The organism is Neolewinella persica DSM 23188, from assembly GCF_000373105.1.
GTDB classification, from domain to species: Bacteria; Bacteroidota; Bacteroidia; order Chitinophagales; family Saprospiraceae; genus Neolewinella; species Neolewinella persica.
This window is the reverse complement of record NZ_KB890447.1, coordinates 220,511-246,443: the sequence shown is the minus strand read 5'-3', so window position 1 is coordinate 246,443 and position 25,933 is coordinate 220,511. Positions and strand designations below refer to the sequence as shown.

General features: G+C 52.8%; 21 protein-coding genes. 8 read left to right on the top strand and 13 right to left on the bottom strand.

The features are described 5' to 3' along the window. Nucleotides 1-169: 169 nt before the first annotated feature. Genes B036_RS0120020 through B036_RS0120010 form a run of 3 tightly spaced genes read left to right on the top strand, consistent with a single transcriptional unit; the run spans nt 170 to nt 3,924 of the window. A complete protein-coding gene (locus B036_RS0120020; protein ID WP_020570515.1) occupies nt 170-661 on the top strand; it encodes a (2Fe-2S)-binding protein in 492 nt (163 codons plus the stop codon). Continuing rightward, complete coding sequence (locus B036_RS0120015; RefSeq protein WP_020570514.1) at nt 654-1,673, top strand: FAD binding domain-containing protein; 1,020 nt, start codon at nt 654-656, stop codon at nt 1,671-1,673. The genes B036_RS0120020 and B036_RS0120015 overlap by 8 nt, the downstream gene beginning before the upstream one ends. Before the next feature lie 13 nt (nt 1,674-1,686). Next, on the top strand, nt 1,687-3,924 hold the full coding sequence (locus B036_RS0120010; RefSeq protein WP_020570513.1) for a xanthine dehydrogenase family protein molybdopterin-binding subunit: 2,238 nt from the start codon (nt 1,687-1,689) through the stop codon (nt 3,922-3,924). Between the two features lie 42 nt (nt 3,925-3,966). Here B036_RS0120010 and B036_RS30275 read toward each other — a convergent pair whose 3' ends face one another. From B036_RS30275 to B036_RS30270, 3 genes are all read right to left on the bottom strand, one after another. Beyond that, nucleotides 3,967-5,430, bottom strand: a complete 1,464-nt coding sequence (locus B036_RS30275) for a dihydrolipoyl dehydrogenase family protein (RefSeq protein ID WP_020570512.1) — start codon at nt 5,428-5,430, stop codon at nt 3,967-3,969. Nucleotides 5,431-5,847: 417 nt separating this feature from the next. Further along, nucleotides 5,848-8,013: a helix-hairpin-helix domain-containing protein gene (locus tag B036_RS0120000; RefSeq protein ID WP_026232160.1), complete on the bottom strand. Its 2,166-nt coding sequence runs from the start codon at nt 8,011-8,013 to the stop codon at nt 5,848-5,850. A gap of 367 nt (nt 8,014-8,380) precedes the next feature. Further along, entirely contained in the window at nt 8,381-8,962 is a 582-nt protein-coding gene (locus tag B036_RS30270; protein ID WP_020570510.1) for a hypothetical protein, read from the bottom strand. Between the two features lie 390 nt (nt 8,963-9,352). On the opposite strand from B036_RS30270, the gene B036_RS0119990 reads away from it, so the two are divergent. From B036_RS0119990 to B036_RS0119980, 3 genes are all read left to right on the top strand, one after another. Beyond that, a complete protein-coding gene (locus B036_RS0119990) occupies nt 9,353-9,595 on the top strand; it encodes a hypothetical protein (RefSeq protein ID WP_020570509.1) in 243 nt (80 codons plus the stop codon). A 62-nt stretch (nt 9,596-9,657) separates the two neighbouring features. Beyond that, on the top strand, nt 9,658-9,951 hold the full coding sequence (locus B036_RS30265) for a hypothetical protein (protein WP_157472255.1): 294 nt from the start codon (nt 9,658-9,660) through the stop codon (nt 9,949-9,951). A 35-nt stretch (nt 9,952-9,986) separates the two neighbouring features. Further along, the gene (locus B036_RS0119980; RefSeq protein ID WP_020570507.1) at nt 9,987-10,904 is read left to right on the top strand and encodes a mechanosensitive ion channel family protein; all 918 of its coding nucleotides are present in this window, start codon (nt 9,987-9,989) and stop codon (nt 10,902-10,904) included. A 515-nt stretch (nt 10,905-11,419) separates the two neighbouring features. Here B036_RS0119980 and B036_RS0119975 read toward each other — a convergent pair. From B036_RS0119975 to B036_RS0119930, 10 genes are all read right to left on the bottom strand, one after another. Beyond that, nucleotides 11,420-12,010 carry an NAD(P)H-dependent oxidoreductase gene (locus B036_RS0119975; RefSeq protein WP_020570506.1) on the bottom strand — a complete coding sequence of 197 codons (591 nt, stop codon included), beginning with the start codon at nt 12,008-12,010 and terminating at the stop codon, nt 11,420-11,422. 39 nt (nt 12,011-12,049) lie between these two features. Continuing rightward, entirely contained in the window at nt 12,050-12,286 is a 237-nt protein-coding gene (locus B036_RS30260) for a hypothetical protein (protein WP_157472253.1), read from the bottom strand. A 155-nt stretch (nt 12,287-12,441) separates the two neighbouring features. Continuing rightward, nucleotides 12,442-16,014: a DNA polymerase III subunit alpha gene (gene dnaE, locus B036_RS0119965; protein ID WP_020570504.1), complete on the bottom strand. Its 3,573-nt coding sequence runs from the start codon at nt 16,012-16,014 to the stop codon at nt 12,442-12,444. Between the two features lie 779 nt (nt 16,015-16,793). Continuing rightward, a complete protein-coding gene (locus B036_RS0119960; protein ID WP_020570503.1) occupies nt 16,794-17,621 on the bottom strand; it encodes a formylglycine-generating enzyme family protein in 828 nt (275 codons plus the stop codon). Between the two features lie 116 nt (nt 17,622-17,737). Continuing rightward, nucleotides 17,738-17,920, bottom strand: coding sequence for an SUMF1/EgtB/PvdO family nonheme iron enzyme (locus tag B036_RS33705; protein ID WP_026232158.1), 183 nt, complete (start codon nt 17,918-17,920; stop codon nt 17,738-17,740). Further along, on the bottom strand, nt 17,898-18,911 hold the full coding sequence (locus B036_RS30255; protein ID WP_020570502.1) for an RNA-directed DNA polymerase: 1,014 nt from the start codon (nt 18,909-18,911) through the stop codon (nt 17,898-17,900). Before B036_RS30255 ends, B036_RS33705 begins: the two co-directional genes overlap by 23 nt. Beyond that, on the bottom strand, nt 18,895-19,350 hold the full coding sequence (locus tag B036_RS0119945; RefSeq protein ID WP_026232157.1) for an HRDC domain-containing protein: 456 nt from the start codon (nt 19,348-19,350) through the stop codon (nt 18,895-18,897). Before B036_RS0119945 ends, B036_RS30255 begins: the two co-directional genes overlap by 17 nt. 105 nt (nt 19,351-19,455) lie before the next feature. Next, nucleotides 19,456-20,181, bottom strand: a complete 726-nt coding sequence (locus B036_RS0119940; RefSeq protein ID WP_044103289.1) for a formylglycine-generating enzyme family protein — start codon at nt 20,179-20,181, stop codon at nt 19,456-19,458. An 81-nt stretch (nt 20,182-20,262) separates the two neighbouring features. Further along, nucleotides 20,263-20,718, bottom strand: coding sequence for a hypothetical protein (locus B036_RS0119935; RefSeq protein WP_020570499.1), 456 nt, complete (start codon nt 20,716-20,718; stop codon nt 20,263-20,265). Next, a complete protein-coding gene (locus tag B036_RS0119930; protein WP_020570498.1) occupies nt 20,715-23,834 on the bottom strand; it encodes a COR domain-containing protein in 3,120 nt (1,039 codons plus the stop codon). Before B036_RS0119930 ends, B036_RS0119935 begins: the two co-directional genes overlap by 4 nt. 194 nt (nt 23,835-24,028) lie before the next feature. Between B036_RS0119930 and B036_RS0119925 the strand changes: the two genes are divergently transcribed. Beyond that, nucleotides 24,029-24,907 (top strand): hypothetical protein, encoded by an 879-nt coding sequence (locus tag B036_RS0119925; RefSeq protein ID WP_157472251.1) that lies wholly within the window; start codon nt 24,029-24,031, stop codon nt 24,905-24,907. A gap of 124 nt (nt 24,908-25,031) precedes the next feature. After that, nucleotides 25,032-25,829, top strand: coding sequence for a helix-turn-helix transcriptional regulator (locus B036_RS32400; RefSeq protein ID WP_020570496.1), 798 nt, complete (start codon nt 25,032-25,034; stop codon nt 25,827-25,829). Nucleotides 25,830-25,933 lie beyond the last annotated feature (104 nt).

Below are 25,933 nucleotides of genomic sequence, written 5' to 3'. Positions count from 1 at the left end.
TGTGCTATTCATCAACAATTGGATCGCTCCGATAATTACCTGACTCATTCCATACGGACGGAGAAAAGTCCCAACCCTACTCAAGCTACCTTTTGATTAGCGAACACCCAACCACACTGTCAGGTTAGGATAGTAGACATATTTGTCTAATTACCTTTTTACGCCCATAATGAATAGTCCACCAAGCGCCACTTCCCACGAAGTTCAGTTACAGATTAATGGTAAACCAGCAAAGCTTCAACTAGAGCCCTGGGTCACCTTATTGGATGCCTTACGGGACCACCTCGACCTGACTGGCAGCAAGAAAGGCTGCGATCACGGACAGTGTGGCGCATGTACGGTCATCTGTGACGGAGAGCGCATTCTGAGTTGTCTGACCCTGGGCGTGATGAAAAACGGATCGGAGATTACTACCATCGAAGGCATTGCGGTGGAAGGAGAAATGCATCCGCTGCAAAAGGCTTTCATCGATCACGATGCTTTTCAGTGTGGTTATTGCACCCCTGGCCAGATATGCAGCGGCGTAGCCCTCATCGCGGAAGGACACGCACAGACCCGTGAGGAAGTAAAAGAATTGATGAGTGGCAACCTGTGTCGCTGCGGGGCCAACACAAACATTATTGATGCCATCATGGAAGTAAAAGCTGGTCGTTATGAATAACTTTAAATACTTGAAGGCTGATACTCCCGCAGCAGCAATTGCTGCAGTTGCGGACAATGCTGCAAGCAATTTTGTCGCGGGTGGCACCAACTTGATCGACCTGTGGAAATATGACCTTACGCACCCGGATCGCCTGGTGGATATAAACGGTTTGTCTGAGTTAAAAACCATTACGGAATTGCCGGACGGAGGATTAAGGCTTGGTGCGCTGGTTTCGAATGCTGCTACGGCGCATCATGCAATCGTCCGGGAGCGGTATCCATTGCTATCCCGAGCTATCCTTGCCGGAGCAACGGCTCAAATTCGCAACAGTGCGACTAACGGGGGGAACCTGCTGCAACGCACGCGGTGCTACTACTTCTACGATGCGGCCTCCCCCTGCAACAAAAGAAATCCAGGATCGGGCTGCCCCGCGATAGAGGGGCACAACCGATTACACGCCATCCTGGGATACAGCCAAAAGTGTATCGCAGTTTTTCCTTCCGATATGTGCGTGGCACTGGCGGCATTAGAAGCGGTAGTCCAGGTGGCTGGCCCTGACGGTTCGCGGGAGATTTCATTTTCTGACTTCCACCGTTTACCCGGCGACCACCCAGAACGGGACAATACGCTGCAACCCAATGAACTGATCACGTCTATCGATCTGCCACCGACTGGTTTCGCCCCTCATCATAGTTACCTTAAACTACGGGATCGCAATTCCTATGCTTTTGCCCTGGTAAGCGTTGCTACCGGGTTCGAACTCGAAAATAAAACGATCAAGCGGGCGAGGATCGCACTGGGTGGCGTTGCCCATCAGCCCTGGCGTGTATCCGCCGCTGAAGACTTGTTGGTTGGTAAGGCACCAACCGCACAATCCTTTGGTCAGGCTGCCGGTATTATTCTGGCGAATGCAAAAGGGTTCGGTCACAACGATTTTAAGATCGAACTGGCCCGGCGCGCCATTATCCGCAATGGCCTGATGGCCCTAAACCCTTCTTCTCAGCGCCCCGGCGCTCAGCCTTCGCTTTAAACGCTTATCCACCATGATCCAATCAAAAGAAATAGGCCGTGCCCGTCGCCGTATCGAGGGAGAACTCAAAGTAACCGGCCAGGCAAAATATGCCGGCGAGTACCAGGTTCCTGATCTTCTGCATGGCTACGTTGTCAACGCTACCATCACCAAGGGCAGGATAACCTCTATTGACGAAACAGCTGCGCGCGCAGTTCCTGGGGTGATGGAGATTCTTCATCACGAACGGCGTTTAGCGTTACCCCGTTTCGATATAATGTATTCGGATATGGATGCCCCTCCCGGATCTCCTTTTCGACCGCTGTATGACGCGAAAATCACCTTTTCCGGTCAACCGGTTGCTCTTGTAGTGGCGGATACTTTTGAGGCAGCGCGATACGCCGCCGCCCTATTGAACTTTACTTATGAGGAAGTGGACTTCGACGTTGACCTAAGGGCCAACCTCGAAAAAGCGCACAAACCAGCCAAAGGTTTAGCGACCTTTATTAAACCGTTGCCTCCTAACCCTCGTGGCGATTTTTCCGCTGCTTATGCGGACGCGGAAGTACGGTTCGAGGGGGAATTCCACCACGCCTCCCAACACCATAACCCCCTGGAGCTCTTTGCCTCCACAACGGTGTACGAAGGTCCGGGAAAATTGACGATTTACGATAAAACTCAGGGAACCAACAATTCTCAAATTTACATAGCCAACCTGTTCGGCTTACGCTTTAAGGACGTCCGGGTAATTGCTCCTTTTGTGGGCGGCAGTTTCGGATCGGGCCTCCGCCCTCAGTATCAACTGGTGATGAGCGTAATGGCAGCATTGACACTGAAACGCAATGTACGGGTGACGATGGACCGCTCGCAGATGTTCACCTTCGGCCATCGCCCGGAGACTGTTCAACAAACGCGCTTTGGTGCCACCTCGGACGGAGAGTTGACGGCCATCAACCACACAGCGATCTCGGAGACTTCCAGTTTTGAAGAATATAACGAAGTGGTGGTCAACTGGGGGAATATGCTTTATCCGGCAAAAAATGCACTGCTGGATTATAAGATTGTCCCATTAGACCTCTACACCCCCATGGACATGCGTGCGCCCGGCGGCAGTACCGGAATGATGGCCATTGAAACCACCATAGACCAACTCGCCGACCAGCTAAAAATGGACCCCCTGGAGTTCCGGCTCCGGAATTACGCGGAACGGGACGTCAGCGCGGACAAGCCATTTTCCAGTAAAGAACTTCGGGAGTGCTACCGCCAGGGAGCGGAACGTTTCGGCTGGTCTGACCGACACCAGGAACCACGCACCAACCGACGGGGTAACCGCCTGGTCGGACACGGCATGAGTACCGGCATCTGGGACGTGATTGCCCTGCCAGGTAATGCCAGTGCAAAATTCACGAAGAAAGGAAGGTTGATCGTTAAGAGCGCAGTGACCGATAATGGTCAGGGCACCAATACCGTGATGACCCAAATTGCGGCCGATCAGCTTGGCCTTCCTCTGGAAGCCGTTACCTTCAAATACGGCAAAAGCAAGCACCCCCTATCTCCAGTTCAGGGAGGGTCCTACACCACCGGAGTAATAGGGTCAGCCGTAAAACTAGCCTGCTTAGCGGTAAAGAATAAACTCTTTAAGCTGGCACAGATCATGGATGGGTTCCCGCTCGGTGACGCACTCCCTGAAGATGTAGATTTTATTGGGGGTGAAATTGTCCTGAAGCAAGACCCCTCAGTTCGCATTCCTCTGAAAGACGTAATTGCCTTCAATCGTGGCAAAGCGGTCAAGGCATCAAAGTCCAATATTCCCAATGTCTTCAAATTAAAACAATACACCCGGGCGGCGCATTCAGCCGCCTTCGTTGAAGTGGAAGTAGACGAACAGCTTGGAGTAGTGAACGTTACCCGGGCCGTCACTGCGGTGGCGGCAGGTGCCATCATGAACCCACAGACGGCCCGCAGTCAGATTTTGGGCGGCATGATCTGGGGCATAAGCATGGCGCTGCGCGAGGAGACCCTGCTGGACACCAAGCTGGGTAAGTACGTTAATACCGACCTTGGGGAGTACCACATACCAGTCCACGCCGACATCCACGAGTTAGACGTGATCTTTGTCGAAGAAAAGGATGAGATTATCAATGAAATCGGCGCGAAAGGTATCGGAGAGATTGGATTAGTATCGATGGCCCCCGCAATTGTGAATGCGGTATACAACGCTACGGGTAAGTTGGTGAAGGTATTTCCGATTAAGCTGGGAGATTTGATATAGACCGTTCAATGTATTTCAGCATAAATGCTGAAGAACGGTGCATTACCGGTTAAATAGGCGGTACATCCCCCGCAAAATTTTAGGTAAAGGTCCACTTGTCAGCAGGTCTGAAGCGCCTTTTCGCGCCCCCTTCTGGATGATACGGCTGCCTACCGGGTAGGCGTAAATTTTATTTGTCAGCGCAGAATACTTCATGCCCTTAAATTGCAGGAAGTGCAGTTCCTGGATCATCTCCCCGGCAGCGGGGGCGGCCAGGCAGCCGCCCAATACTTTTCCACTCCCCCACCCCTTACTGAGATAAACGATGAGGTGACCATCGCGGTAATCTGCAGCAATGGCCCGGTCGTCATCCCGAAGCGGAAGGTTAACCGTTTCGAAGTCGATGCCTTTTTCTTTCAGCCGTTCTTCAGTCATCCCGAAGCTGGCGATTTCCGGATCGGTGAAGGTGACCCAGGTAAATTTGTCGAGGTTGTGTTTTTTATTCAGCGGACTGAGCAGGTTATTCCACAGCTGGGTGTTGTGGAATTCGGCACCGTGGCTGAACTGTTCCTGCCCGAAGGCATCGCCGATGGCAAAGATGTATTTATTGGTCGTCCGGTAATAATCATCGGTGACGATCTTACCTTTTTCCACCTTAACCCCGGCCTGCTCTAAGCCCAGCCCTTCGGTTCGGACATCCCGCCCGATGGCCACCAAAAGATGGGAGAATTCAACGGACGCAGCATCGGCTCCCCCCTTTGCACCTGCGGCCCCGCCCTCTCCTTTCAACACCGCTGTCTTATCATCGGTAAATTCAGCAACCTCCGTATTAAAGCGAATAGTCACGCCTTCCTCCCGTAGTTTTCCGGCTAGTATTTCTCCCATGACCGGCGGGTCCTTGGCCAATAATTTCCCATCCCGAACCAGCAAGGTCACCTTACTGCCCAGCCGGACAAACGCCTGGGCCAACTCACAGCTGATGGGGCCACCACCAACGATGAGCAAGTGCTCCGGCAGCTTTTCCAACTCCCAGAAAACCGATTCATTATCCCACTGTTTTACCTGCTCAATGCCCGGAAGGTCCAAATGACGCGGAACCGATCCGGTAGCCAATACGATCTTGGGAGCCGTGAGTTTTTTGCCATTCACCGTTACCTCTTGTTTCCCCGTCAGTTTCGCCGTCCCAACGATGGCATCCGTGCCGAATTCCTCCCGAAAATGCTCCGGCGTCTCTTTAGGGCGAATTACTTCCTGCCGGCCGTGTACGTACGCCATTACGCGTTTAAAGTCGGCCCTGCCTTCCGTCTTCAGGCCGAACGCCTCTGCTTGCTTTCCCCCGGCAAACAAACTTGCCACGTGCAACAAAGCCTTGCTCGGCACGCAACCGTAGTTGAGGCAGTCGCCGCCAAAATTCTTTGCGGTTTTATCAATCAGGGCGACCTTCAGGCCGATGGAAGAGCCGAAGCCAGCGCAGCCGAGGCCACCGGATCCGGCTCCGATTACGATTAAGTCGTGGGTGTATTGCATGCTTAGAGAAGGTAGAATGGGGGATGGTTGTTCGGCTTGGCTCGCTGGCGCTCGCGTTGCGGGCGTTGCAGGGACTCGCTCGCGCTCGCGTTGCAGGGGTTGCAGGGACTCGCTGGCGCTCGCGTTGCAGGGGTTGCAGGGACTCGCTGGCGCTCGCGTTGCGGGGGTTGCAGGGACTCGCTGGCGCTCGCATTGCGGGGGTTGCAGGGACTCGCTCGCGCTCGCGTTGCGGGGGGTGCAGGGACTCGCTGGCGCTCGTGTTGCAGGGGTTGCAGGGACTCGCTGGCGCTCACGTTGCGGGGGTTGCAGAGACTCGCTCGCGCTCACGTTGCGGGGGTTGCAGGGACTCGCTCGCGTACAGGGGTGGCTATCCCACTGCAACTACTGCAACCCTTGCAACCAGGCGCGAAGCGCCTCCTAAAACCGCCAAATAGCCTGCAGCCCCGCATCCGTACGCCGTGGTCCACCGGTAGCCTCCAGGCTGTTGTCGAAAGTAGTACCGTCCGTAAAGAAGGTTTGGGCGATACGCCCTTCCAGCGTTAACCCCCGAATACCTTTGTAGCGGACCAGCAGGTAGGCACGGGTTCCCTGATGATAATACGGGAGTACCTGGGCATTGTACAACAAACCGTTTTCATATTCGTAGAACCGGACGTTGAAGCCATCGGTGTCAAAAAAGGCCATCCGCGCGCTGAAGCTGAGGGGGCCTCGTGGCCGGAAGTGCAGGTCCTGATACACCATAAAACCGTTTTCCCGTCCATTGAGCGGGTCTTCGGTGAAGCCGGCATCGAAGCGACTACGCCACTCCCAGACGTTGTCGATTTTGTAGGCGAAGTGCAAACGGGCCTGGAACCGGGTGCGGGGTACTACGGGATCGAGGTTGGTAAATATCGATTCATCGCCATCGGTGCCGAAGCCCTTTGTTTCGGAACGTAGCTCCAGGTAGGTTTCCATTTTTCGCTTCTGCCAGTAAGTCAGCCGGAAGCGGTACTCGTGCCCCTGGCTGGGGGCGTCAATGTTGAAGCGCAGGTAGGGGAAGCGAAAGAGATCGTAGTAGGCATTTACCCGCCAATGTTGACCTGGCCGGACCTCCAGGCCGAAGTAAAGGCCTTCCTCGTTCCTGGCGCCGGTCGTTTCGCCAAAAGGACGGGCATTGAGTGCCTGGTAATCCACGCCGTAATTGCGGTAGACCATGGAAAGGTCCACAAAGCGATCCAGCCCAACCATCACGCCGTGGATCTGGGCGACACCGATATCAGCGGTAGCATTTTCGGAGGTGTTTTCTGAGCCGGCAATTTCGCCAAAGAAGGTAAAATTCCGGAGCCGGTAGCGGTAGTCTATTCCGGCGTTGACCAGGTCCGTTCCCCGGAAGAAAAATCGGTTATAAGGCTGATCCCGAAGTTGAAGTGGTCGGCTGAGGTTGGTGCCCAGCACGTTGAAGCCCAGGTGTAGTCGTTGAGTGGGGCGGAAGCGAAGGCTGCCACCGTAATTAACCTGCGTGATGGAATTACGGTTTTCCACTTCACTGGGCGTACGGTTCAAGCCGGTAAGATCAAGGCTGGTAATGCCAAGATCCTCGAGGTCTATATCGATGGAATCAGTGATGGAGACGATGTTGGCCGTACGGCCCCGGCGGCTGGCAAAAAGGCTGAGTTCCGTATTCTTTCCCAGCGCAAGGGTCGTGGCTGCCCCACGCATAAAACTCAGTTCGTTGACGCTGGTGTAGGGCCGGATCACCTGGCCGCCGCGGGCTACGTTCGTCGCCTGACTGCTTTTACCGAAACCGAAACCGGTGTACAGGATCAATCCCTGACCGAAGCTGACGGAAAAATCCCCCAGTGCCACGGCCTTCACGGTACGGTTCACGTCGGCGAGGTAGAAATGACCGCTGTAGTAGTCAAAGCCGCGCTTATTATTGTTGGCCGTAAAAAAGGCTTCCCCCGGGTCTTTTTCGGCGGTGATCCCAAAGCTCATTTTATTACTGTACCGTTGGCGGAAGCGAACGTACAGCCGATCGGGGCTACCGAGGTAGTAATTCGTGACGCCGTCTTCCGGACCGAGTTCATAGCCCCTGGTGGTTTCCAGGCGGCGTTGCCAGCGCAGGTAGAGTTCCCGGTCTCCTTCGGCAAACATCCTGCTTAGCGGGATCTTGGCGTCGTCCAGGTCGTTACCTACCCGAACAAATGGCGTTAGCCGACGGATGGCCTCCAGGTCCATACTCGGAATCACTTGCAGTTCGTAAGGGCTTAGAAAACTTCCCATCCGGTCCCGGTATCCCATAATCTGGCCAACCTGGATGGGGCTGAGTAAGAGCAACTCCGTCAATTCTTCATAAGTCGCCTTATTCAGGTTGAGCGGGCGGCGGCGATAATCTTCCAGTATTTCGAAAGCCCCGTTAAAAGAGAACTCATCGGTGTCATCTTCGCTGTTGGCCAGGACGTCTTCAATCAGCTGCTCCTGCACGTCAGTCGCATCCCCCGGTGGCAGGGTGTCTTTCTGAGTCTGGGCAGTAAGCGTAGAGCACGCCATCAAGAGTAGCAGAATCAGGCGCGGCCGCAGGTGCAGGGGGAGTTGAAGGAGCATGGTGGCAAAGATAGCAATGTTGGAAGTTAGCAGGTTGCAGGTTCCAAGTTGCAGGTTACAGGTTACAGGTTGCAGGTTGCAAGTTGCAAGTTGCAGGTTGCAATCGTTCAACGACAAATCATTGCTCCCATCTCCTGACGTAGACTATTAGGATTTTGCCCAGCTATCCGGTGCTCCGGCCGTCCGACAAATCCTTTTGGCCCGGCGAAGCCGGACAAAAGTTTGTCTGTCGGCTTAGGTCAAGACTATCCCGCGATCCGTCAGACGGACTTTCCTGTTTTAGCTCCTCCGTCGCAAACGGGAAAGAATTCGTCGGACGGGCGCACCGGTCGCCAAACAAAACCTTCAATTGAATACTAAATGTCACCTACCGCCCGGAAATGGTCCGTAAATAAGTCAGCCCAAACCCGCCCGCACAACGCTCCCGGTCGCCAAAGCGATTATAATTCATTCTGGTATATCCGAGCGCAAGGTTACGCCAGCCGACCTCAAATTTAAGGCCGAAAGAAGGATCATATTCTGCATTTTCCCCCAGCCCGTCACCATTAAAACGAATGTTCCGGTCGGTCAGCACGCCCGCCCCAACCCGGATGTTATCCGTCACGAAATAGTGCGCAGTAAGGTGCAGCGGAATCCTGGTCATGCGAACGTTAGCACCGTCCGTGAACGTACGCCAGTATTTATAGCCTACCGTTGCGTGCAGCATAAAGCGGTCAAGCGAAGGTAAGCGCAGCTGAACACCGGTAACCAGTGAAACACCCTGAGCGCCCCGGATGAGCTGCGTACCGCCGTCCTCTGTAGTCACCCAGCCTGCGCGGTCACCACCGAGTTCCAGCGCACCACCTACCAGTAATTTTACCGGAGAAGGTTTGCTCACTTCCTGTGCACCAAGGTGTAAGGCGAAACAGCAGATAAGGAAAGTGAAGAAGGCAGGTAAGTAGTTTTTCATTTTTCAACGGGTTGGCGAAAGTCAGAACAGGGTAAACCAAATTGTCGCGCTGACCCGGCGTAAGCACTCCAGTGCTACCGGTTAGTGCGACAATTTGGTTTATACCCAGTCAGATTAGCATGAAAGTAATACTATTAAAATAATGCTTTACGTTGGATTTTGTTGACCCTTTTCTTTCTATTCAGGCACACTTTTAGACATTTTCAAGAATTGGGGCTGGACGCTCGCCACTTCTCAAGCACGAAGTACCACGCAGCCGAATCAGAGCGGAAGACCTTTCAATCCTGCGAGCGTCCGTTTCAGAAATTATCCAGATAGCAGGCTATTCATGTCAAAAACCAACTACCTGCCTTTATTACCCGTTTTACACCTAAACATTCCATAATTTTTATGTCCGCCACGCCAACTCCAGATCCTTCCGAGCACAAAGTCCCCTCCAAAGGCGAAGAACTCGCCGAAAAGGCACAGGCCGCCTATCAATGGTGGGACAACCTCGCTACCTTTCACGCCGAAGACCCCCTCTGGTTAGGAGCCGCCAAGATCGGTTTTCGCGTGATCGGAATCCTCGTACTGCTGGCCATGTCGCCGCTGATTCTACTGGGATTACTTCTGGCACTGATGGCCGTTTCCTGATGGAGGTTTTACGACAGCCAGCCTGGTGGGTTCCTTTCTTACTTTTCCTATTACATCAATTTGTGCAATATATTCTTGGTTGGTCGACGCCGTGGGTGGATGCTTATCTTGATCCGTTGTTAGCGTTACCGATACTGCTTGGCCTTTTGCTTTTCGAACGGCGGCTGATTTTTCGAATCCAGCGATTGAGTCTGCTGGAAGTCTGCCTGGTATCCATCGTGTTGATGCTGATATTTGAAGAAGGTTTCCCCAGGTGGGAACCAGCCTTTGTCCGGGATTACTACGACTACATAGCCTACCTTTTTGGCAGCGTCTATTTTTGGTACGCTGTTAATCTTGGGCCCAATAAAAACTGACCAAACCTCACACCGTCCACTTTCGTTGCAGTGACATGGAAACCCAGGTAAAAGACATCAGCACGGTCCTTAATGAATTTTGGAATGATCTCATTGAAGCTATTCCCGGCGTGATCTTTGCGCTGGTAATTTTCATTATTGGCTTATTCATAGCCCGATGGTTAGCGAAGCTGGCCGGACGAAAAATCCTCTCCAGAATGGATGACCCCCTGATGGGGCGCTTCCTGACCAATGCCCTGCGAATCCTCCTGGTATTGGGGGTATTAATGCTGGCCCTCAACGCGGCGGGCCTTGGTGGCATCGCAGCGGGTATTTTTGGCGCTGCCGGGGTTGGGGCGGTAGTCCTGGGCTTTGCTTTTCAGGACATTGGTGAAAACTTCATCGCGGGTATTGTCCTCGCTTTCAACCGCCCGTTTGACGTCAACGACACCATTCGGGTAGACAATTTTTTTGGTAAAGTAAAAGCCCTCAGTCTGCGGTACACCCACATTAAGACATTTGACGGCAAGGACATTTATATCCCTAACGCCGACGTGCTGAAAAATCCGGTACAGAATTATACTGCCGATGGTTTTATTCGCTATGACTTCGTCGTCGGCATCGCCTACGAGGATGACATTGAAGGAGCGAAAGGCGTTATTCAGCAGGTACTCGACCAGCACCCGAATTTGGTACATGATGACGAACACGAAAATTTTGTCGTGGCAGATCAGCTTGCGGCCAGTACGGTCAACCTGAAGATATTCCTGTGGGTAGACACTAAGGACTTTCGGGCCAACGCTACCCAGATCAGGGGCCTGGTGATGCGGGACATCAAGAACGCCATCGACGCAAATTCCTACAATATGCCAGCCGATATTACTGAGGTGAAATTGTACGGCGGGGAAAGGGACATTCCGATTCGTATAGAATTCGATAATACACCTAATTCTGAAGCCGAGAATTTACCCTGATTTTTTTATAAGGCCAGGTTCCTGGCCCGACAAGCGAGGGCACACCTTCGGCAGGCGGCACCACACCGCTGACAATTTTCGTCATCACAAGCTTCGCAAAGCTTGGCGCACCGCTCACACACATCCGCACAATCTACCAGATAACGAACCGTAAATTCGTGCTCGTTTCGCATCATCTTGATGCTTTGTCGTAGAAAATGCAGACACTCGTTAGCCGCTGCATAGCAGGGACTCTCTGGCCGCGTTAGGGAAAGCAATTTCCTACAAGCTACCAGGGTGTTAAGGCATTGGTCTATGCATACGGTATAATTGGGATTGATAGAAGCACTCATAATAATAGTTATTGGGATAGACAGGTATCTAACATAACCCGCTCCGTAGTGCCATATGTTCGAGAGTTAAATCAAAATTATTATTTGCAATACACCAATAAGGATATATTTAATATCAATAAAAAGCTAAAAACAATATTTTAAATGCAAAAATGCGCGTAGCGCCGCATTTACCAGGGCGTCTCACTGACCATCTTTGGCACCGATCATCTTTACCTTAGCCAACTGCTTTTCCCGCCACTCCGGCGTAGACAATCGTAAGGGGCCGATGGTCGTCGCCTTCACTTTCCGGACGCCCGTAAACTCCATGGTCAGTTGCTTCATGGCATGATAGCTTGGCCGGGCGTACACCAGGCGGTAGTACCAACCGGGCTGATCCAAGGTCTGGATGATACGAGCCGTTTTTCCGTTCAACAGTTTATCCCACTTAATTTTGGAGCCTTCGTGTTTCCTGAAGACAAAACCCGGCAGAAAAACCCGATCAATAAACCCCTTCATGATGGCCGGTACCGAGCCCCACCAAACCGGGTAGATCCAGACGAGGTGATCGGCCCACTGGATGTCTTCCCATGCTGCCAGCAGATCGGGTTCAAGTTCAGTCCGCTTGCGATAGCCGAATTGGAGGTTGGGATTAAAGTTCAGGTCCCTGATATTTAATCTTCTTATTGCACCTGCGTCCGCGCCTGCTGCTAAACCTTTCTCGTAAGCATCAGCTAACGCAAAATTGTAGGACTCTGCGTCTGGGTGGCCGACGATGAGCAGGATATTTTTCATGCCTTCAAAACGAGTCGAAACCTACATAGGTTGGTTTATTTATTTCCCGTACCAATCGACCTCTTCCTCCAGCAACCGGCGGCTCAATTCTGGTGCGGGGTGCAAAGCTTTAAATAGCTCTACCTCCCGGCGACTCTGTGGACCCCCACCAATACGGATCATCCCATCGATGTAGGCCACAAAGGCTTCAGATTCATCGCCGAAACGTTCCCCGACGATGATTTTCTTGTCGCAAGCGAACACCCCGGCCCGCACACGCAAGGCCTGGGATGTCAAGCTCTGCGGTCTGTAGCTATGCTCGCTAGCGCCCGTGGCGGCTTCCTCCCCGGACAACAAACGGTAGAACCGATACCACCATAAGAGGCGGTAGCCTAACGAACGAAGTGAGCTTCGAACAAAGCACTACCAGACTACCAGACGACCAGACTAAACTACGCCCCTTCCAACCGGTACTTAATCCCCATTCGCTCAATCTCCTTCACGAAGTCGGTATCGGCCTGCACCGTCCGCTTCAGCGAGAACATTTTGAGCTTAGAGTCTTCTTCCCGGTCATAAAAGACCATCCGGAGTTTGGCATCTCCCTGGAAGCGTTGGCAGAGATCGTCGAGGGCAACGACCTTGGCCGTAGTCAGCTCGTCGAGCGTCATTTTGAGAATGATCGCATTTGTCAGTTCTTCCCCAACGCCTTCTAACAGCTTGATCTCGGAGATCTTCAATTCCAGCTCGTCACTCTGCCATTTCTTCTGGAAGGTCGCCGTCAGGAACAGCGCAACGCCATCGATTAGGACATGCTTGAATTTCAGGTAGTCGTCGCCAAAGAGTTTGAACTCGATGGTTTCGTCGTAGTCGCCAAGTTCAAAGATACCCCAGCCGTTACCGTTCTTACTCACCAGGTGGCGGGCACCGACAATCATGCCAGCCAGCTTGACCGTGCTACGGCCATATTTACGCGGATCGAGTTCCGCCAGACCACAGGTAACGTAATTATCAATCTCCAGCTTGTAGCCATCCAGCGGATGACCGGAAACGTAGATACCAGTCACCTCTTTCTCCCGCGCCAATTTCACGGGCAGCAGGAAAGGTTTAGCGTCCGGTGGCTTCGGTGGATCAACCGAAATTTCGTCCTGCGCCTCGGCAAAGAGGCTGCTGGCCGCTTCGGCCTTACGGGCGAGGGTGCCGTTGGCGGTTTTCACCGCGTCTTCGAGGTAAGAATCAAATTTATCCGTTGGCGCGTAGTATTGCGCCCGGTGCATGTCTTCGAAGCAATCAAAGCCACCGGCATCGGTCAAAGCCTCCAGCACCCGCTTGTTCACTGAGCCGGGCTCGATGCGCAAAAGCATGTCGAACAGTGATTCGAAATCGCCTTCTTTTCTTGCATCAAGAATGGCCTCCACCGGGCCTTCCCCTACCCCTTTCAGGGCAGTCATCCCGATGCGGATTGCACCTTTCTTGTTCACCGAAAATTCTGCCTGGCTTTCGTTGATGTCGGGCTGCAATACCGGAACATCCATCCGCTTACACTCCCTAAGGAAAAAACTCATTTTCCCCTGGTCACTCTTGTTGTGCGTCAGTACCGAAGCCATATATTCGGCCGGGTAATGTGCCTTGAGGTAAGCCGTGTGGTAGGCCACCAGCGCGTAGCAGGTAGAGTGGGACTTATTGAAGGCATAGGAGGCGAAGGCTTCCCAATCTTTCCAGATTTTGTCTAATTTATCATCAGGGTGACCATTGTCGTTACCGCCCTTCACGAACTTCGGATACATTTTATCCAGGACGTGTTTCTGCTTTTTACCCATCGCCTTACGCAGCACGTCAGCCTCGCCCTTGGAGAAGTTGGCGATGGACTGCGACAGGAGCATAATTTGCTCCTGGTAGACGTAGATACCGAAGGTTTCCTTGAGATATTTTTCCTCCGCATCAAGCGTATAGACGATCGGCTTGCGCCCATGCTTCCGCTCGATAAATTCGGGGATATACTCCAGCGGACCAGGGCGGTACAAAGCGTTCATGGCGATCAAGTCGTCGAAAGTCGTCGGCTTAAGGTTCTTCATGTGCTTCTGCATCCCGCCGGATTCATACTGGAAGATGCCGTTCGTTTCTCCGCGCTGGAAGAGCTCGTAGGTCTTAAGGTCGTCGAGTGGCAGATCGTCCACGTCGATGACGACATCGTGGTTTTCCTTGATCATCCGCAGAGCGTCCTTGATGATGGTCAGGGTCTTGAGGCCCAGGAAGTCCATCTTAAGCAATCCGGCATCCTCGGCTACGGAGTTATCGAACTGGGAAACGTACATCCCCGTGTCCTTATCCGCCGTCACCGGCACGTGCTCGGTGATGTTGGAGGGGGTAATCACGACGCCACAGGCGTGGATACCGGTATTGCGGATCGATCCTTCCAGCTTCTTGGCCATGCGGATCATCTCGCCGATCTGATCGGTTCCTTCGGCGAGGTCCCGGAAGGCGTAGGCCTTGTCGACGTCTTCGCCGTTCATTTTGCCCTTCAGCTTGGGGTTGATGTCGCCGTCGGCCAGGACGTCGCGCAGCGACGCGCCCAACTGGACGGGGAAAGACTTCGCCACCCGGTCCACTTCACTCAGCGGAACATCCATTACGCGGCCTACGTCGCGGAGCGACGACTTGGCCGCCATCGTACCGTAGGTAATGATCTGGGCCACCTGTTCCTGGCCGTATTTATCGATGACGTAATCGATGACCTTCTGCCGGCCCACGTCGTCAAAGTCAATATCGATATCGGGCATCGATACCCGCTCCGGGTTGAGGAATCTCTCGAACAGGAGGTCGTACTTGATCGGATCCACGTTGGTGATGCCGACGCAGTAGGCGACGGCCGAGCCGGCGGCCGAGCCACGGCCAGGCCCCACGCTCACACCCATCTCGCGAGCGGCAGTGGTAAAATCCTGAACGATGAGAAAGTAGCCCGGGTAGCCCGAGGCTTTAATGACGTCGAGCTCGAAGTCAAGCCGTTCGCGGGTAACTTCGTTGATCTCCCCATACCGTTTTTCAGCGCCCACATAAGTAAGGTGGCGGAGGTAAGCATCCTGCGTCTCGAATTCGGCGGGCATCGGGAAGTTGGGCAGCAGTACGTCGCTGGCCAGCTTCAGCGTTTCGATTTTATCGTAGACCTCCATCGTATTGGCCACCGAATCCGGGTGGTCGTGAAAGAGGTTCGACATCTCCATTTGCTTCTTGAAGTAGAAGTCGGAGCTGGGGAATTTGAAGCGATTGGGGTCTTCTTTTAACGAGCCGGTATTGACGCACAGCAGCAAGTCGTGCGGCAGGTAATCTTCTTCCTCAACGTAGTGGCTGTCGTTCGTACAGATCACCTTCACGTTGTGCTTCATGGCCAGGGCCAGCAGCTTCACGTTGATGTCTTCCTGGCTTTTACCGGAGTAGATGGTCCGGCCTTCGCGGTCCCGCCCCAGATCAATGTCATCGATGCCGCGGTGACGCTGAATTTCGATGTAATAATCTTCGCCGAAGATGTTCAGCCACCACTTGAGGGCTTCTTCCGCTTCGTCGTCCTTACCGGCAATCAGCAGCTGCGGAATCTCCGCACCAATGCAGCAGCTGGTCACGATCAGCCCTTCGTGGTACTTTTCGATCAGCTCCTTATCGATGCGCGGGAACTTACCGTAGAGTCCTTCGATGTAGCCAATGGAGCAGAGCTTACTCAGGTTAATGTAGCCGGTCTTATTCTTGGCCAGCATCAGCTGGTGGTAGCGCTTGTCTTTCTCTCCGGCAGCGCGGCTAAAGGCCTTCTTGTGCCGATCCTCCACCATGTAGAACTCACAGCCGATCATCGGTTTGATGTTCCGCTTCGCGGCTTCGTTCACGAACTTAAAGGCACCGAACATGTTGCCGTGGTCGGTCAGGGCTACGCCTTTCATACCGTCCGCAACTGCCTTATCCATCATGGTTCCGATCTCCGACGCGCCGTCGAGGAGGGAGTACTGGGTGTGGCAGTGTAGGTGGCAGAATTCGGGCATGGATAGGGACTTTTACGCTTGTTGCACAAGGTACGAAGGAGACGGGTTTTTCCAACAAATAGTTTTCCACAATGGATAGTCTTGTAGTCTGGTGGTCCAGTCGTCTTGTAGGGCTTCCGCAAGGGATAGGGCGAGTATTGCGATGGACTGAACGCGTGGGGCCCTACTAGACTACAAGCACTACTGGACTACCAGACTAAGGTGGGCGCGGTCGCGGGTGCAAAGGAAGGTTTTTAAAGAGCAGGGTACCCCGGCCTGGCCGAAGTTGCCTCCGGCAACGAGCGGAAGCGTTGGCCTCCGGCCGCGCGGCGGTGCTTCGGGCGAGGAGCTCCTGCTTCGAAGATATTGGGTAGTCACTCGCCATGGCACCAACCCTACGTCTTATCTGGGTTAATTAATTTCTCAAAAAAGGCCGGTGTGTCCGGCCGCTCATCCGATGCATCTTTTGACCTGGCGCAGCCGGGCAAAAGTTCATCGGATGTGTCGGACCAGCTTGGGTTAAGTGCTTATTTCACTCCGGCCTCAACTGCACTCAATGCTGGATATACTGTCGTTTCTCTTTCACGCATTTTACACATCCGATGAACTTCCTGCGGCTACGCCAGCAGAAAGATGCATCGGATGAGAAAATGCTACGGACGCTTTGATTTGAAAAATCAATCAACCCGGACCTGTGCTACAAAGTCCCCTTCCCACGCCCCCCACTACACCCCTTGCCGCCCGCTTGCTCCGCCGCAGGCTGCCAGGGCTTGCGCCGGGAACGTGCTGGCCGGCTGTGCTCACACTGAATCTGAAACTGGGGCGGCGAGGCGGAAGCCGTAGTAACGGCCACGGTTGCCCGGCCTGAACCAGTAGCGGTTGGCGCAGCGACAGTTCCTGGCGACGTAGTCCCAGGAGCCGCCGCGCAGCACGCGGAGGGAGGCGCGCGCCTCTTCCGTTTCACCATCTTTCCATGCAGCACTGTTGCCTGGATGGTTCTTGTAATCGTCGTGCCAATCGTCTTCACACCATTCCCATACGTTGCCACTCAGATCGTACAATCCGAATGCATTAGGCAGGAGAAGGCCAACGGGCATGGTTTCTTTTTCATTATTGCCATCATGCCACGCCACTTCCCCCAGTTGGTTACTCCCCGCGTAAACAGTTTCTCTGGCTCCCGTACGGGCGGCATATTCCCATTCAGCTTCGCTAGGCAGCCGAAAGAAATCAGGTTTCCCGACCGTCAGCATGCTAAGTACTGCGCAAAATCTTCGTGCCTCGTGCCAATTCACATATTCAACTGGTCGGTTTTTCCCTCGGAAATAAGCGGGGTTGAGTGGCAAAGTTTGCTCCTCTGCATGACCTTGCACCAGCGTCCGCGCCTGAGGGTGCTGAAGGCCCTTTGCTACCACCGCTTCCCACAGCTGCTGGGTCACCAGAAATTCTGCCAGTGCAAAAGGAGCAATATCCCGCTGGTGTCTGGGCTTCTCCGAATCTCTAGCCGATTCATCCTCCCCCATCCAGAAGCCCTCTTTTCCGGGCAGTGTGATCATCCGGAAGGAGGTGGAGCCGATGGTAAATACCTTTTGCTGGGAGTTTGCCGGAGCGAAAAGTGCGGTAAGGGACATAAGTTGTTATTCTGTAAAGGGGCGGTGGGCGTTTCGGCATTGCTACTAGGCCCACCGACCCGCCTTAAGGTAAGGCATCTTTGTCCTGCTGATGCAGGAACAGGAGCACCTCCTGTTCAGATCCGGCCATCCGGCCGGGTGTGAGCTGGGGCGGCGAGGCGGAAGCCGTTGTTTCGGTTACGGTTGTCCGGCCTGTTCCTGTTGCGGTTGGCGCAGCGACAGTTCCTGGCGTTGTTGTTCCAGGAGCCGCCGCGCTGCACGCGGTTGGAGGCGCGCTTATAGAGGTGCCCCGGAAGCAAGGTCGGCTTTTTTCAGCAAATCTTTGCGTAATGCGGCAGTATTTGCGTGGTCTACAAAAGCGATGAGGCTTTGGGCACGGCGTTGTGCTTCTTTTTCCGAAATGAGGCCTTGATGGTATTCGGAATTGAGGCGGACAAGTTTACGCCCTAAACGCTTGCGACTTGCGTGCGTAAGTTTTAGTTGATAGGGCAGTATGCGGTAGCCTAAAAAAGAAAGCCCTTTAGTTGTTCGATTTAGTATTACCGGCTTGAGTTCAACCTTCAGTATTAAGTGGACGATTTCCGTTATTTGCTGAAAGGCGTAAAGCAGTTGGGCTTTGTCATCATGCCATAGCACCATATCATCCATGTAGCGCACGTAAGCCGGGCAGCACATCGTTTGTTTCACCCATCGATCTACGGGGGTGAGGTAATGGTTGGCGAAATACTGACTGGTTAGGTTGCCGAGTGGTAAGCCTCTGCCAGGAATGGCCGAGTAAGTAGACAGTGTTTGGTCGAAAATATTCAGCAAGCGTTCATCTTTGAATAATCGCTGAAGCTGTCCGCTTAGCGTTTCATGATGAACGGAAGCGAAAAAATTGCGCACATCCAGCTTAAGGTACCAAGCGTAACGCCGCGAAAAACCCTGGGCACGCGCCACGGCAGCATGGGTTCCTTTACCCCGCCGACAGGCATAGGAATCAAAAAGCTGATGCCGCTCAAAATCTTCGTGGCAATGGTTCAGGATAGCGTGGTGCAAAACGTTTTGAGAAAAGCTACCCGCGCAAATCTCCCTGCGTTTTGGCTCGTGGATGATGAATTTCCGGTACCCGCCGTGTCTTATCACTCCGCTCAGTAAATCAGTTCTGAGTTGAAGCAGTTGGTCGTCCAAATCGTCTGTAAAAGCCAATACTTCCTTACTGGCCGTTTTCCCGCGTCTTGCCTTTACGAAGGCGCGCCGCAGGTTTTCCGGCTCGGCGATCAGTGGGATAAGGTTACTTCTTCGTTTCATCTGTATTGACCACTATAAAATGAGTGGCATACTTGGCTATTTTCTTCTCACCAATACCCTTAATGGAGCGTATACTAGATACTGTAAGCTCCTTTACTTCCGCCATGGCAGCGATCTCCTTATCCGTAAAGATGACGTAGGGCGGAATCCCCTCACTCACCGCTAAGGCCTTTCTGATTTCCCGGTAGCGGGCAAACCGGGCAAAAGCCTCCAGGGATAAAACTTCCCTGTAGTCTACTTTGGCTTGCTTCCTACTTGATCGCTTTATTGGCTCACCTCCCTCCAGGTATTCCACGCAAAAACACCATTGGCTGTTGCTGCCATCTGCAATGAATTGTTTTTCTACTTGTAGAATTCGGTGGCTCCGGAGGAATTTGTTGAGTTTTTCCTCCTGAGCTTCATCACCCCAGACCGGCATCGAAAATATTTTTATCTGCATCTCTTTCTTTGCTTTAGCTCGGCCCCACTCCACCCCTTGCGTCCCGCTTGCTCCGCCGCGGACCGCGAGGGCTTACGCCGAGCCTCGCTCGCTGGCTGGCCGGGCTCACTGAACTGGGGCGGCGAGGCGGAAGCCGTAGACTCGGTCACGGAGGTCCGGCCCGTTCCCGATGCGGAGGGCGCAGCGACAGTACCTGGCGAGGTTGTACCAGGAGCCGCCGCGCCGCACGCGGATGGAGGCGCGCTTTTCGGGATCATCAATCCAGGCCTGCCCGTCCGATGGGTGATTTTCATAATTTCCGTGCCAATCGTCTTCGCACCACTCAAATACGTTACCGCTAAGGTCGTACAAACCGAAGACGTTTGGCGTTAGTAGTCCGACAGGCATGGTTTCTTTTTTATTGTTTTCACCGTACCAACCAACTTCATTCAGCTGGTTACTTCCTGCATAGAGCGTTTCCCGTTTCCCCGCCCGGGCAGCGTATTCCCATTCTGCTTCGGAGGGGAGGCGGAAGTATTTTTCGGGCTTTCCACAAAGTAGGTTCAGAATGCGGCAAAATTCGTGGGCGTCGTTCCAGCTTACTTTTTCTACTGGCCGGTTGGGGCCTAGGAAATTCGAAGGATTGGGGCGTAGTAGATCATCATCGAACTTCAAGTTTCTTTCCTCAGCCAGATTGTACACTGCCGTCCAAAGGGTTTGGGTGACGGGGTATTCGGCCAGGGCGAAGGGGGCGATGCTGCGGGAGTGGCGTGGTTGCTCGTCTTCGTAACTGTCTTCTTCTCCTTTGTTGTTGCCTATGGGGAAGTTTTCGGCGCCGGGGAGAATACGCATATTAAAATCTACTTCACCAACGGTGTTAGATATTAAAGATGGTAAAATGATTTTTTGAAAAAGAGGAGTAAGCATCACAATTTATTCGGGTTTCTCTTCAGATTCGTCCTCTTTATCTTCCTCCTCTTCGAGAATAGTTCCGAAAATTGCTTTCCAGTTTTTGCTTTTCTCTTTCAACTTATCAAAAGCCTTCCTGCGGTCCAGCACTTCAACAAAAAAGGCAATTTCCCCCCAATGGTCGTGTAAGAACTGGTAAGCCTGTCCAATTATTTCTATGGTCTCTCCGGAACGAACGGTCCTTTGTTTTTCTTGAATCCGCGCTCGCTCATATAGCGCTCCGAACGCCTCGTCTTCAACCGCCGTAACGGTGGCAATGGCGATCATCAATTCAGCTCCCTCTTCCTTTGTCATCCCGGCCGGAAAAGAATATGTCCTTTCTTTGATGGGTTCCCCTTGCAGGAGGCGTTTCGACAGAAGATCGGGTCGTTGTAGCGTAGTGATTGCTGCTTTCAGCTTGCTGTTTTCTAACTCTTTCATATTGATTCGGTTACTTGTTTTCCATTTATGTATAGTTGATAACGTACGGCAAAACCGTGGACATCGTTCGCATAATTTCGGGCTTGGAAGAAAGATTGAATTAACTGTTGTAGCCCCTCATCAGAAAGGTACTCGTAAAAGGCTTCCGTGAAAGCCAGAGCAACATTATCGTCCATTTCCCCATCAACACCAATAGCGGGAGGTCCTTCGATGCTTAATTCCTCGGCTAAACCGGCCGTATGACAGGCATTGAATACCACCAGTTTTAAGTTAGCGTTTTGCAACCAGTTCAAGATTGTTGTCTTCGGTAAAAGCTTAGCGTTTCCACCAGTTTCACACAGCATAATGCCACTTTGGTCAAAAGCTTCCAGCCCCATCTTCCTTGCATCCTCGGCGAGGGCATCTACGGTACCATGCCCGACAAAGTGCAAGTAATCCGGCTTGGGTTTTCTCAGGGCGGAATGAAAGGATTTTTTATCCACCTGTGCTACTTTGAAAACCGGAGCACCTAGGTAAAAGCCTTTTCGGACACTCTCGTCCATGGCCGCTAATTCTTTTTTGAATTTCAGGTGTGGAAGGTTCGTAGGATTGGCGCAAAGGGCCAATACTTTGCCCGCTAAATCATCGTCTCCGTATTCCCTCGGCGGTAGGCTTAAGATAGGAGGATGCTCTTGTTTATTGGTCCTTTGACCAGTTTTCTGAAGGTTAGCCATTTCGGAGGCTCCGTCAAAGTCGTCCACGTTTAGCGGCTTATCGAATCGCCAGAAAAAAGCACCGAAATCGTCAATAGGTAGCTGCTGACCGTTTTCGCTGATCACATAGGGAGTCTTTGTTTTGTAGGCTTGCTCCAATTGATCGGCCAGAATTTCCTGCTCACCATCCACACTAAGGTAGGTTACCCCCGGCTCGTCGTTTTGCTGTATCCGCTCAAGCAAACCAAGAACTTTGTCTAGCAGGACTTTACCTTTATTCTTGGTTACCCGGACGGAGATGCTCCCTTGAGCACGATCGGAATCAATTAATGCAAAAGCACCTTTGTCGTCTTTGAGGAGAATACCCGACTCCCACATCCAATCATTTTCCGCCAGTTGGTGCGTTTCAATGATAAAACGATTCATCAGATGGCCGTGCAACCAACGGTGCTGATAACGTACGTGCCACCAGTTTTCCTGACTTCCAAGTAGCTCGGTAATGTTATGTACTGCTGGGGGCTTTTCTTTTGGCAGCAACTGGGGAGCTATGAAAACTCGTTCCTCAAAAGACCTGTGGCGGTAAGGTTTTTCGCTTTCTGCAACGGACTGCTGTTCGAAACACATCCAACAGGACAACATGAAATCTACGAACAGATTACGTTCGCTCTGGTTGTAACCCGACCAAAAACGAATTAAGTCCGCACCGGTAAACCGGCCGTTTCTGGCTAGGATGTATCTGTAGGCATCACTAGCGCCCTCCCGATCAAGCAGGGTATAAACTGCTTCGGTCGCCCATTCCTGGTCAAGAATAATTTGGTCTTTAAATAAGCCCGGCTGATAAAAGACAACGCCTGTTTTATGCAGCCAGCTTTCCAATAAAACTTCAGGAGCAAGTTCCATTTTAATGCCGTCACATACTTCTTCGCGGTATTTTGTCAGGTTTATGCTTTTATCTCCTTGCTTACGTAGGGCTTGCAGCCGACTACGAATTTTCAGATAATCAGCAGGTAATTTGGGGCCAGGTGAGGTATCTGTACCCTTTTTAGCTAGTTTTAAAACTTTTCCAAGATGGTACTTAAGATCATCATAGCCAGCGTCCGTCTCCGAATCTATAGCGATACCATCCTCGTAATAACCAAACCGCTGATCAAAACGCTTTCGATAGCCAGGGTGCTCATGGCGCTTGCTACGATCATCCACTTTTGTTTGCACGACCAGCACGGGTACGTCCGCTTTCGCTTCACCACTCCTGGCCGCACTTCTATAAACGTAATCAAGCCAGTACGGCAAGCGGAAGTTTTCATAATCATGATTTACTCCTTTTTCCTCGCGTCGGCTTGTTTCTTGTCTTTCCGTTACATTATCCCATACGACCAGGTAAACAACGTTTGCCCCAAGAAAAAGCCGGTGGGTAGCGTGATAAATATCCTGTCCGCCAAAGTCCCAGAATTGGACGTCGTACTCCCCAATGCGATGTTCCACAATATTTACACCATGGGTACTTACGGACTTGCCGTCAAAATCCTTCCCCGTCAGCCGATTGAGAATATTAGTTTTACCAACTCCTCCGTTACCAACAATGATCACCTTACAGGCGCGGTCATAATCAGTTTTCCCCACTTGATCATCAAGGTAATCGAACAGTTTGTTGACGGTGGTAGCCGGCGTAGAGTCCTCTAAAAGGCCACGAATGATATCATCTTGCCACGGGTTATTCTCTAGAAAAAGGTTTTTAACCGAAGCCGCGTTTTTCTGAAAATTGGCTGGTAGTATGGTCAATTGATTCCCACTCAACCGCAAACTCTCCAACCCCGGCATCACCCCATCAAAAGTCACCTCCGTCAACGCATTATCCTCCAAACAAAGAATGCCCAAATTGGTAAAGCCAGCGCCCAGCTGAAAACCAGTTAGCCCATTATGGCTCAAATCACAGAAGTAAAGCCTGGGGCAGGCACTGGCGAAGGACCAGTTCGTCAGGCTTTTTTCCTGCTGTCGGCTAACGTTGAGGAATTCCAGTACGGGGCTGTCGGGCCAAATAACTTGTGTCAGGGCGCAGTGGTCGAGGACCGCGCGGAGGAGGGCGGGGAAGGCGGTAGGAAACGTTAGTTCTTTGAGGGCTTTGTTTTCCTGGGCGAAGAGGACGACCAGTTCCGTTTGCCCGGTTAAGTCAAGCGCCGTCAATCCGCACTGGGCCAGGTTGAGGTACTTCAGATGGGGCAACTTGTGGAGCCAATTGGCTGGCGATGGAAGGGCCGGGCGATCCTTCTCACCGTTATAGCCGAAGAGATTAAGTCCGACGATCCGTTGCTGGTCATCAAGGACGTATTGCCCGTGCTGGTCGGAGAGGGCACAGCGGGCGGGGTTTTCTTCCTGGCAGGGCTGAAGGTCTACACCAAGTTTTTTACTTAAAAGGGTGGGTGACATGGGCGTGAGGGCAATGAGGTTCTCTTAAAGGGGGAAGATAGGGAATTGGCAAGAGACGGGGCTATCACCCGCTTGGCAGAAGTCAAGGCTACACCAATAGATTCAAAAAACCTCGTCGAAAACCCCCAAGCATTCATCCGCAAAATACTAAAAAACGCACGTCAACGCCTTATTTTATTGGAAAGCAATTTATCATGTCTCTACCTCATGCGCCTCCTCCTCCACCCTCCATTGATCCAATCGGTGCGCTCTTGGCGCCAAGGAAAGAAACCGTTGGCGAAGCCAATTTTCTGGCCGGAATCAGTATCCTGATCGTGACCATAATTGCCTTGGTCAATAATGCCAATGACACCCTTCCCATTTCCCTGCTGGTTGTTGCCAGTTTTTTGATGTTCGCGGTGCTACGCCTGGTCAATAAGGGACGGCAAGACAAGTTCGTCACGACCAAATCGCGCCACCGAAATTACCTTCTCAGGTTTGCTTACCGGGTCATCGTAAGCCTCGGCCTGCTAATTGCTGCGCTGTTGACCTTCTTCCTCTATCCACTGGGTTGGGTCTCCGTGCTGACCGGTATATGCTTACTCAGGATGGCCGCCTGGAACGTTAAAGCCCCTGACCTCCGACAGTCGTTCATCGGCACCAACAGCCTCAACAACTACTGGAAGCGCATCACTGGCAAAGCCGCCTTCAACCAGCTCGATTACGGCCAGGGAGATACCGTCCGTTTTTCCTACGAGGATGGGCTGAGCAGGAACAGCAGCAAGCAATACGACGTCTTCCTGAACCGCATCCTGGAGTGCCGCTTCGATTTAGCCAATGACGGACACATTACCTGGGAACGCGAGGTCCTGTGGTCCGCCCATCAGCGGGTTAGCCCGGACCAGTTGAGTCAAGGGCTGGCATTTCCCATCAGGGTGGATTCGGAAGAAACCATCACGCCTACTTTCTACCGCCTGCTTTACTGGGAGGTCATCCTCCAGGAGGTGGATGGCACTTTTCTGGAGCGGTTTTTGGTGGGAGTGGATCAGTTTAGGAAGGTTGGTATGGAACGAGCGGAGGCATTACGGGCCTAACAAAAGCCTCAAGGCTTAAAACCCTCACGGCCTGAAGGCCGGGCAACTTTCCCGGCATCCCGCGTCCGCGCCGTATTTTCGTCAGTACAAGTATCGTTCTACCCCTCATCCAAACCGTCACCCTTTGTTCCGCATCAACTTCGATCACCACAGCCCCGAGGCCATCGTACGCCGTTCCCGCGTAACGCGGGAATCGACCTTTATGGGAGTAACGAAGGGCGTGGCCGTCAAATACGTCGGTCGGGGGCAAGAGCAATATACTGTGGGCAAAGAACGTGTCTTGCTCGATGCCGGCGAATTTCTATTGCTTCCCGCCGGTACCGCCTACGGCGCCAAACCAGGTGCGGTCGGCCAGGCCACCACCGGCGTTTGCATCGACTTCCTGGCGGACCTGCCGGAAGAATCCGGGTTTGGTTTTCTCTACGGCGGTACCTTTCGCGTTGCAGAGCTGGGGCTGACCGACCTGGCGGACTGGGACACACTTCCCGACCCCCTGGCCACCGCACAAATCCCTGGTCTCCAGCAAGAAATCAAGGCATTCTTGGAAAGTGCCATCGCGTTAGGTGATGCCCTACACCCCGTCGCTAATCAGCCAACAACCCGCCGGGAGCTGAGCAAAAGCCTGTTAACCGCCCGCCAATATCTACGTTGCCACTATGCAGAAAACTTCGCACTGGCGGACCTCGCGCGGGTTTCTTGCTTATCTAAATATCACTTTGCCCGCCTTTTCAAACGAGCCTTCGGCATTACGCCCCTCCGGATGCAGACGAACTTACGCATGAAGGCCGCAGCAAACCAGATCAGGCTGGATCGGGTCAGCCTTACCACGATCGCCCACACTGTTGGCTATATGGATCTGGCGACTTTCTCCCGGCACTTTAGGGCGCATTTTGGGGTGCCGCCTTCTAAGTGGTTGTTGTAGGTCGCTGCGCTCCGGTTGCAGGAGTTGCAGGGTTGCTGCGCTCCGGTTGCAGGAGTTGCAGGGTCGCTGCGCTCCGGTTGCAGGGGGTGCAGGGTCGCTGCGCT

What these genes read in the sequence shown, in the direction of transcription:
- B036_RS30275 (WP_020570512.1), bottom strand. Translation starts at nt 5,430, where the DNA reads ATGCAATACACCCACGACTTAATCGTAATCGGAGCCGGATCCGGTGGC.
- B036_RS0119930 (WP_020570498.1), bottom strand. Translation starts at nt 23,834, where the DNA reads ATGTCACCCACCCTTTTAAGTAAAAAACTTGGTGTAGACCTTCAGCCC.
- B036_RS0119925 (WP_157472251.1), top strand. Translation starts at nt 24,029, where the DNA reads ATGTCTCTACCTCATGCGCCTCCTCCTCCACCCTCCATTGATCCAATC.
- B036_RS0120000 (WP_026232160.1), bottom strand. Translation starts at nt 8,013, where the DNA reads ATGCTCCTTCAACTCCCCCTGCACCTGCGGCCGCGCCTGATTCTGCTA.
- B036_RS0120015 (WP_020570514.1), top strand. Translation starts at nt 654, where the DNA reads ATGAATAACTTTAAATACTTGAAGGCTGATACTCCCGCAGCAGCAATT.
- B036_RS30255 (WP_020570502.1), bottom strand. Translation starts at nt 18,911, where the DNA reads ATGAAACGAAGAAGTAACCTTATCCCACTGATCGCCGAGCCGGAAAAC.
- B036_RS0120020 (WP_020570515.1), top strand. Translation starts at nt 170, where the DNA reads ATGAATAGTCCACCAAGCGCCACTTCCCACGAAGTTCAGTTACAGATT.
- B036_RS0119935 (WP_020570499.1), bottom strand. Translation starts at nt 20,718, where the DNA reads ATGAAAGAGTTAGAAAACAGCAAGCTGAAAGCAGCAATCACTACGCTA.
- B036_RS0119960 (WP_020570503.1), bottom strand. Translation starts at nt 17,621, where the DNA reads ATGTCCCTTACCGCACTTTTCGCTCCGGCAAACTCCCAGCAAAAGGTA.
- B036_RS0119945 (WP_026232157.1), bottom strand. Translation starts at nt 19,350, where the DNA reads ATGCAGATAAAAATATTTTCGATGCCGGTCTGGGGTGATGAAGCTCAG.
- B036_RS30270 (WP_020570510.1), bottom strand. Translation starts at nt 8,962, where the DNA reads ATGAAAAACTACTTACCTGCCTTCTTCACTTTCCTTATCTGCTGTTTC.
- B036_RS0120010 (WP_020570513.1), top strand. Translation starts at nt 1,687, where the DNA reads ATGATCCAATCAAAAGAAATAGGCCGTGCCCGTCGCCGTATCGAGGGA.
- B036_RS0119990 (WP_020570509.1), top strand. Translation starts at nt 9,353, where the DNA reads ATGTCCGCCACGCCAACTCCAGATCCTTCCGAGCACAAAGTCCCCTCC.
- B036_RS0119975 (WP_020570506.1), bottom strand. Translation starts at nt 12,010, where the DNA reads ATGAAAAATATCCTGCTCATCGTCGGCCACCCAGACGCAGAGTCCTAC.
- B036_RS0119940 (WP_044103289.1), bottom strand. Translation starts at nt 20,181, where the DNA reads ATGCGTATTCTCCCCGGCGCCGAAAACTTCCCCATAGGCAACAACAAA.
- B036_RS0119980 (WP_020570507.1), top strand. Translation starts at nt 9,987, where the DNA reads ATGGAAACCCAGGTAAAAGACATCAGCACGGTCCTTAATGAATTTTGG.
- dnaE (WP_020570504.1), bottom strand. Translation starts at nt 16,014, where the DNA reads ATGCCCGAATTCTGCCACCTACACTGCCACACCCAGTACTCCCTCCTC.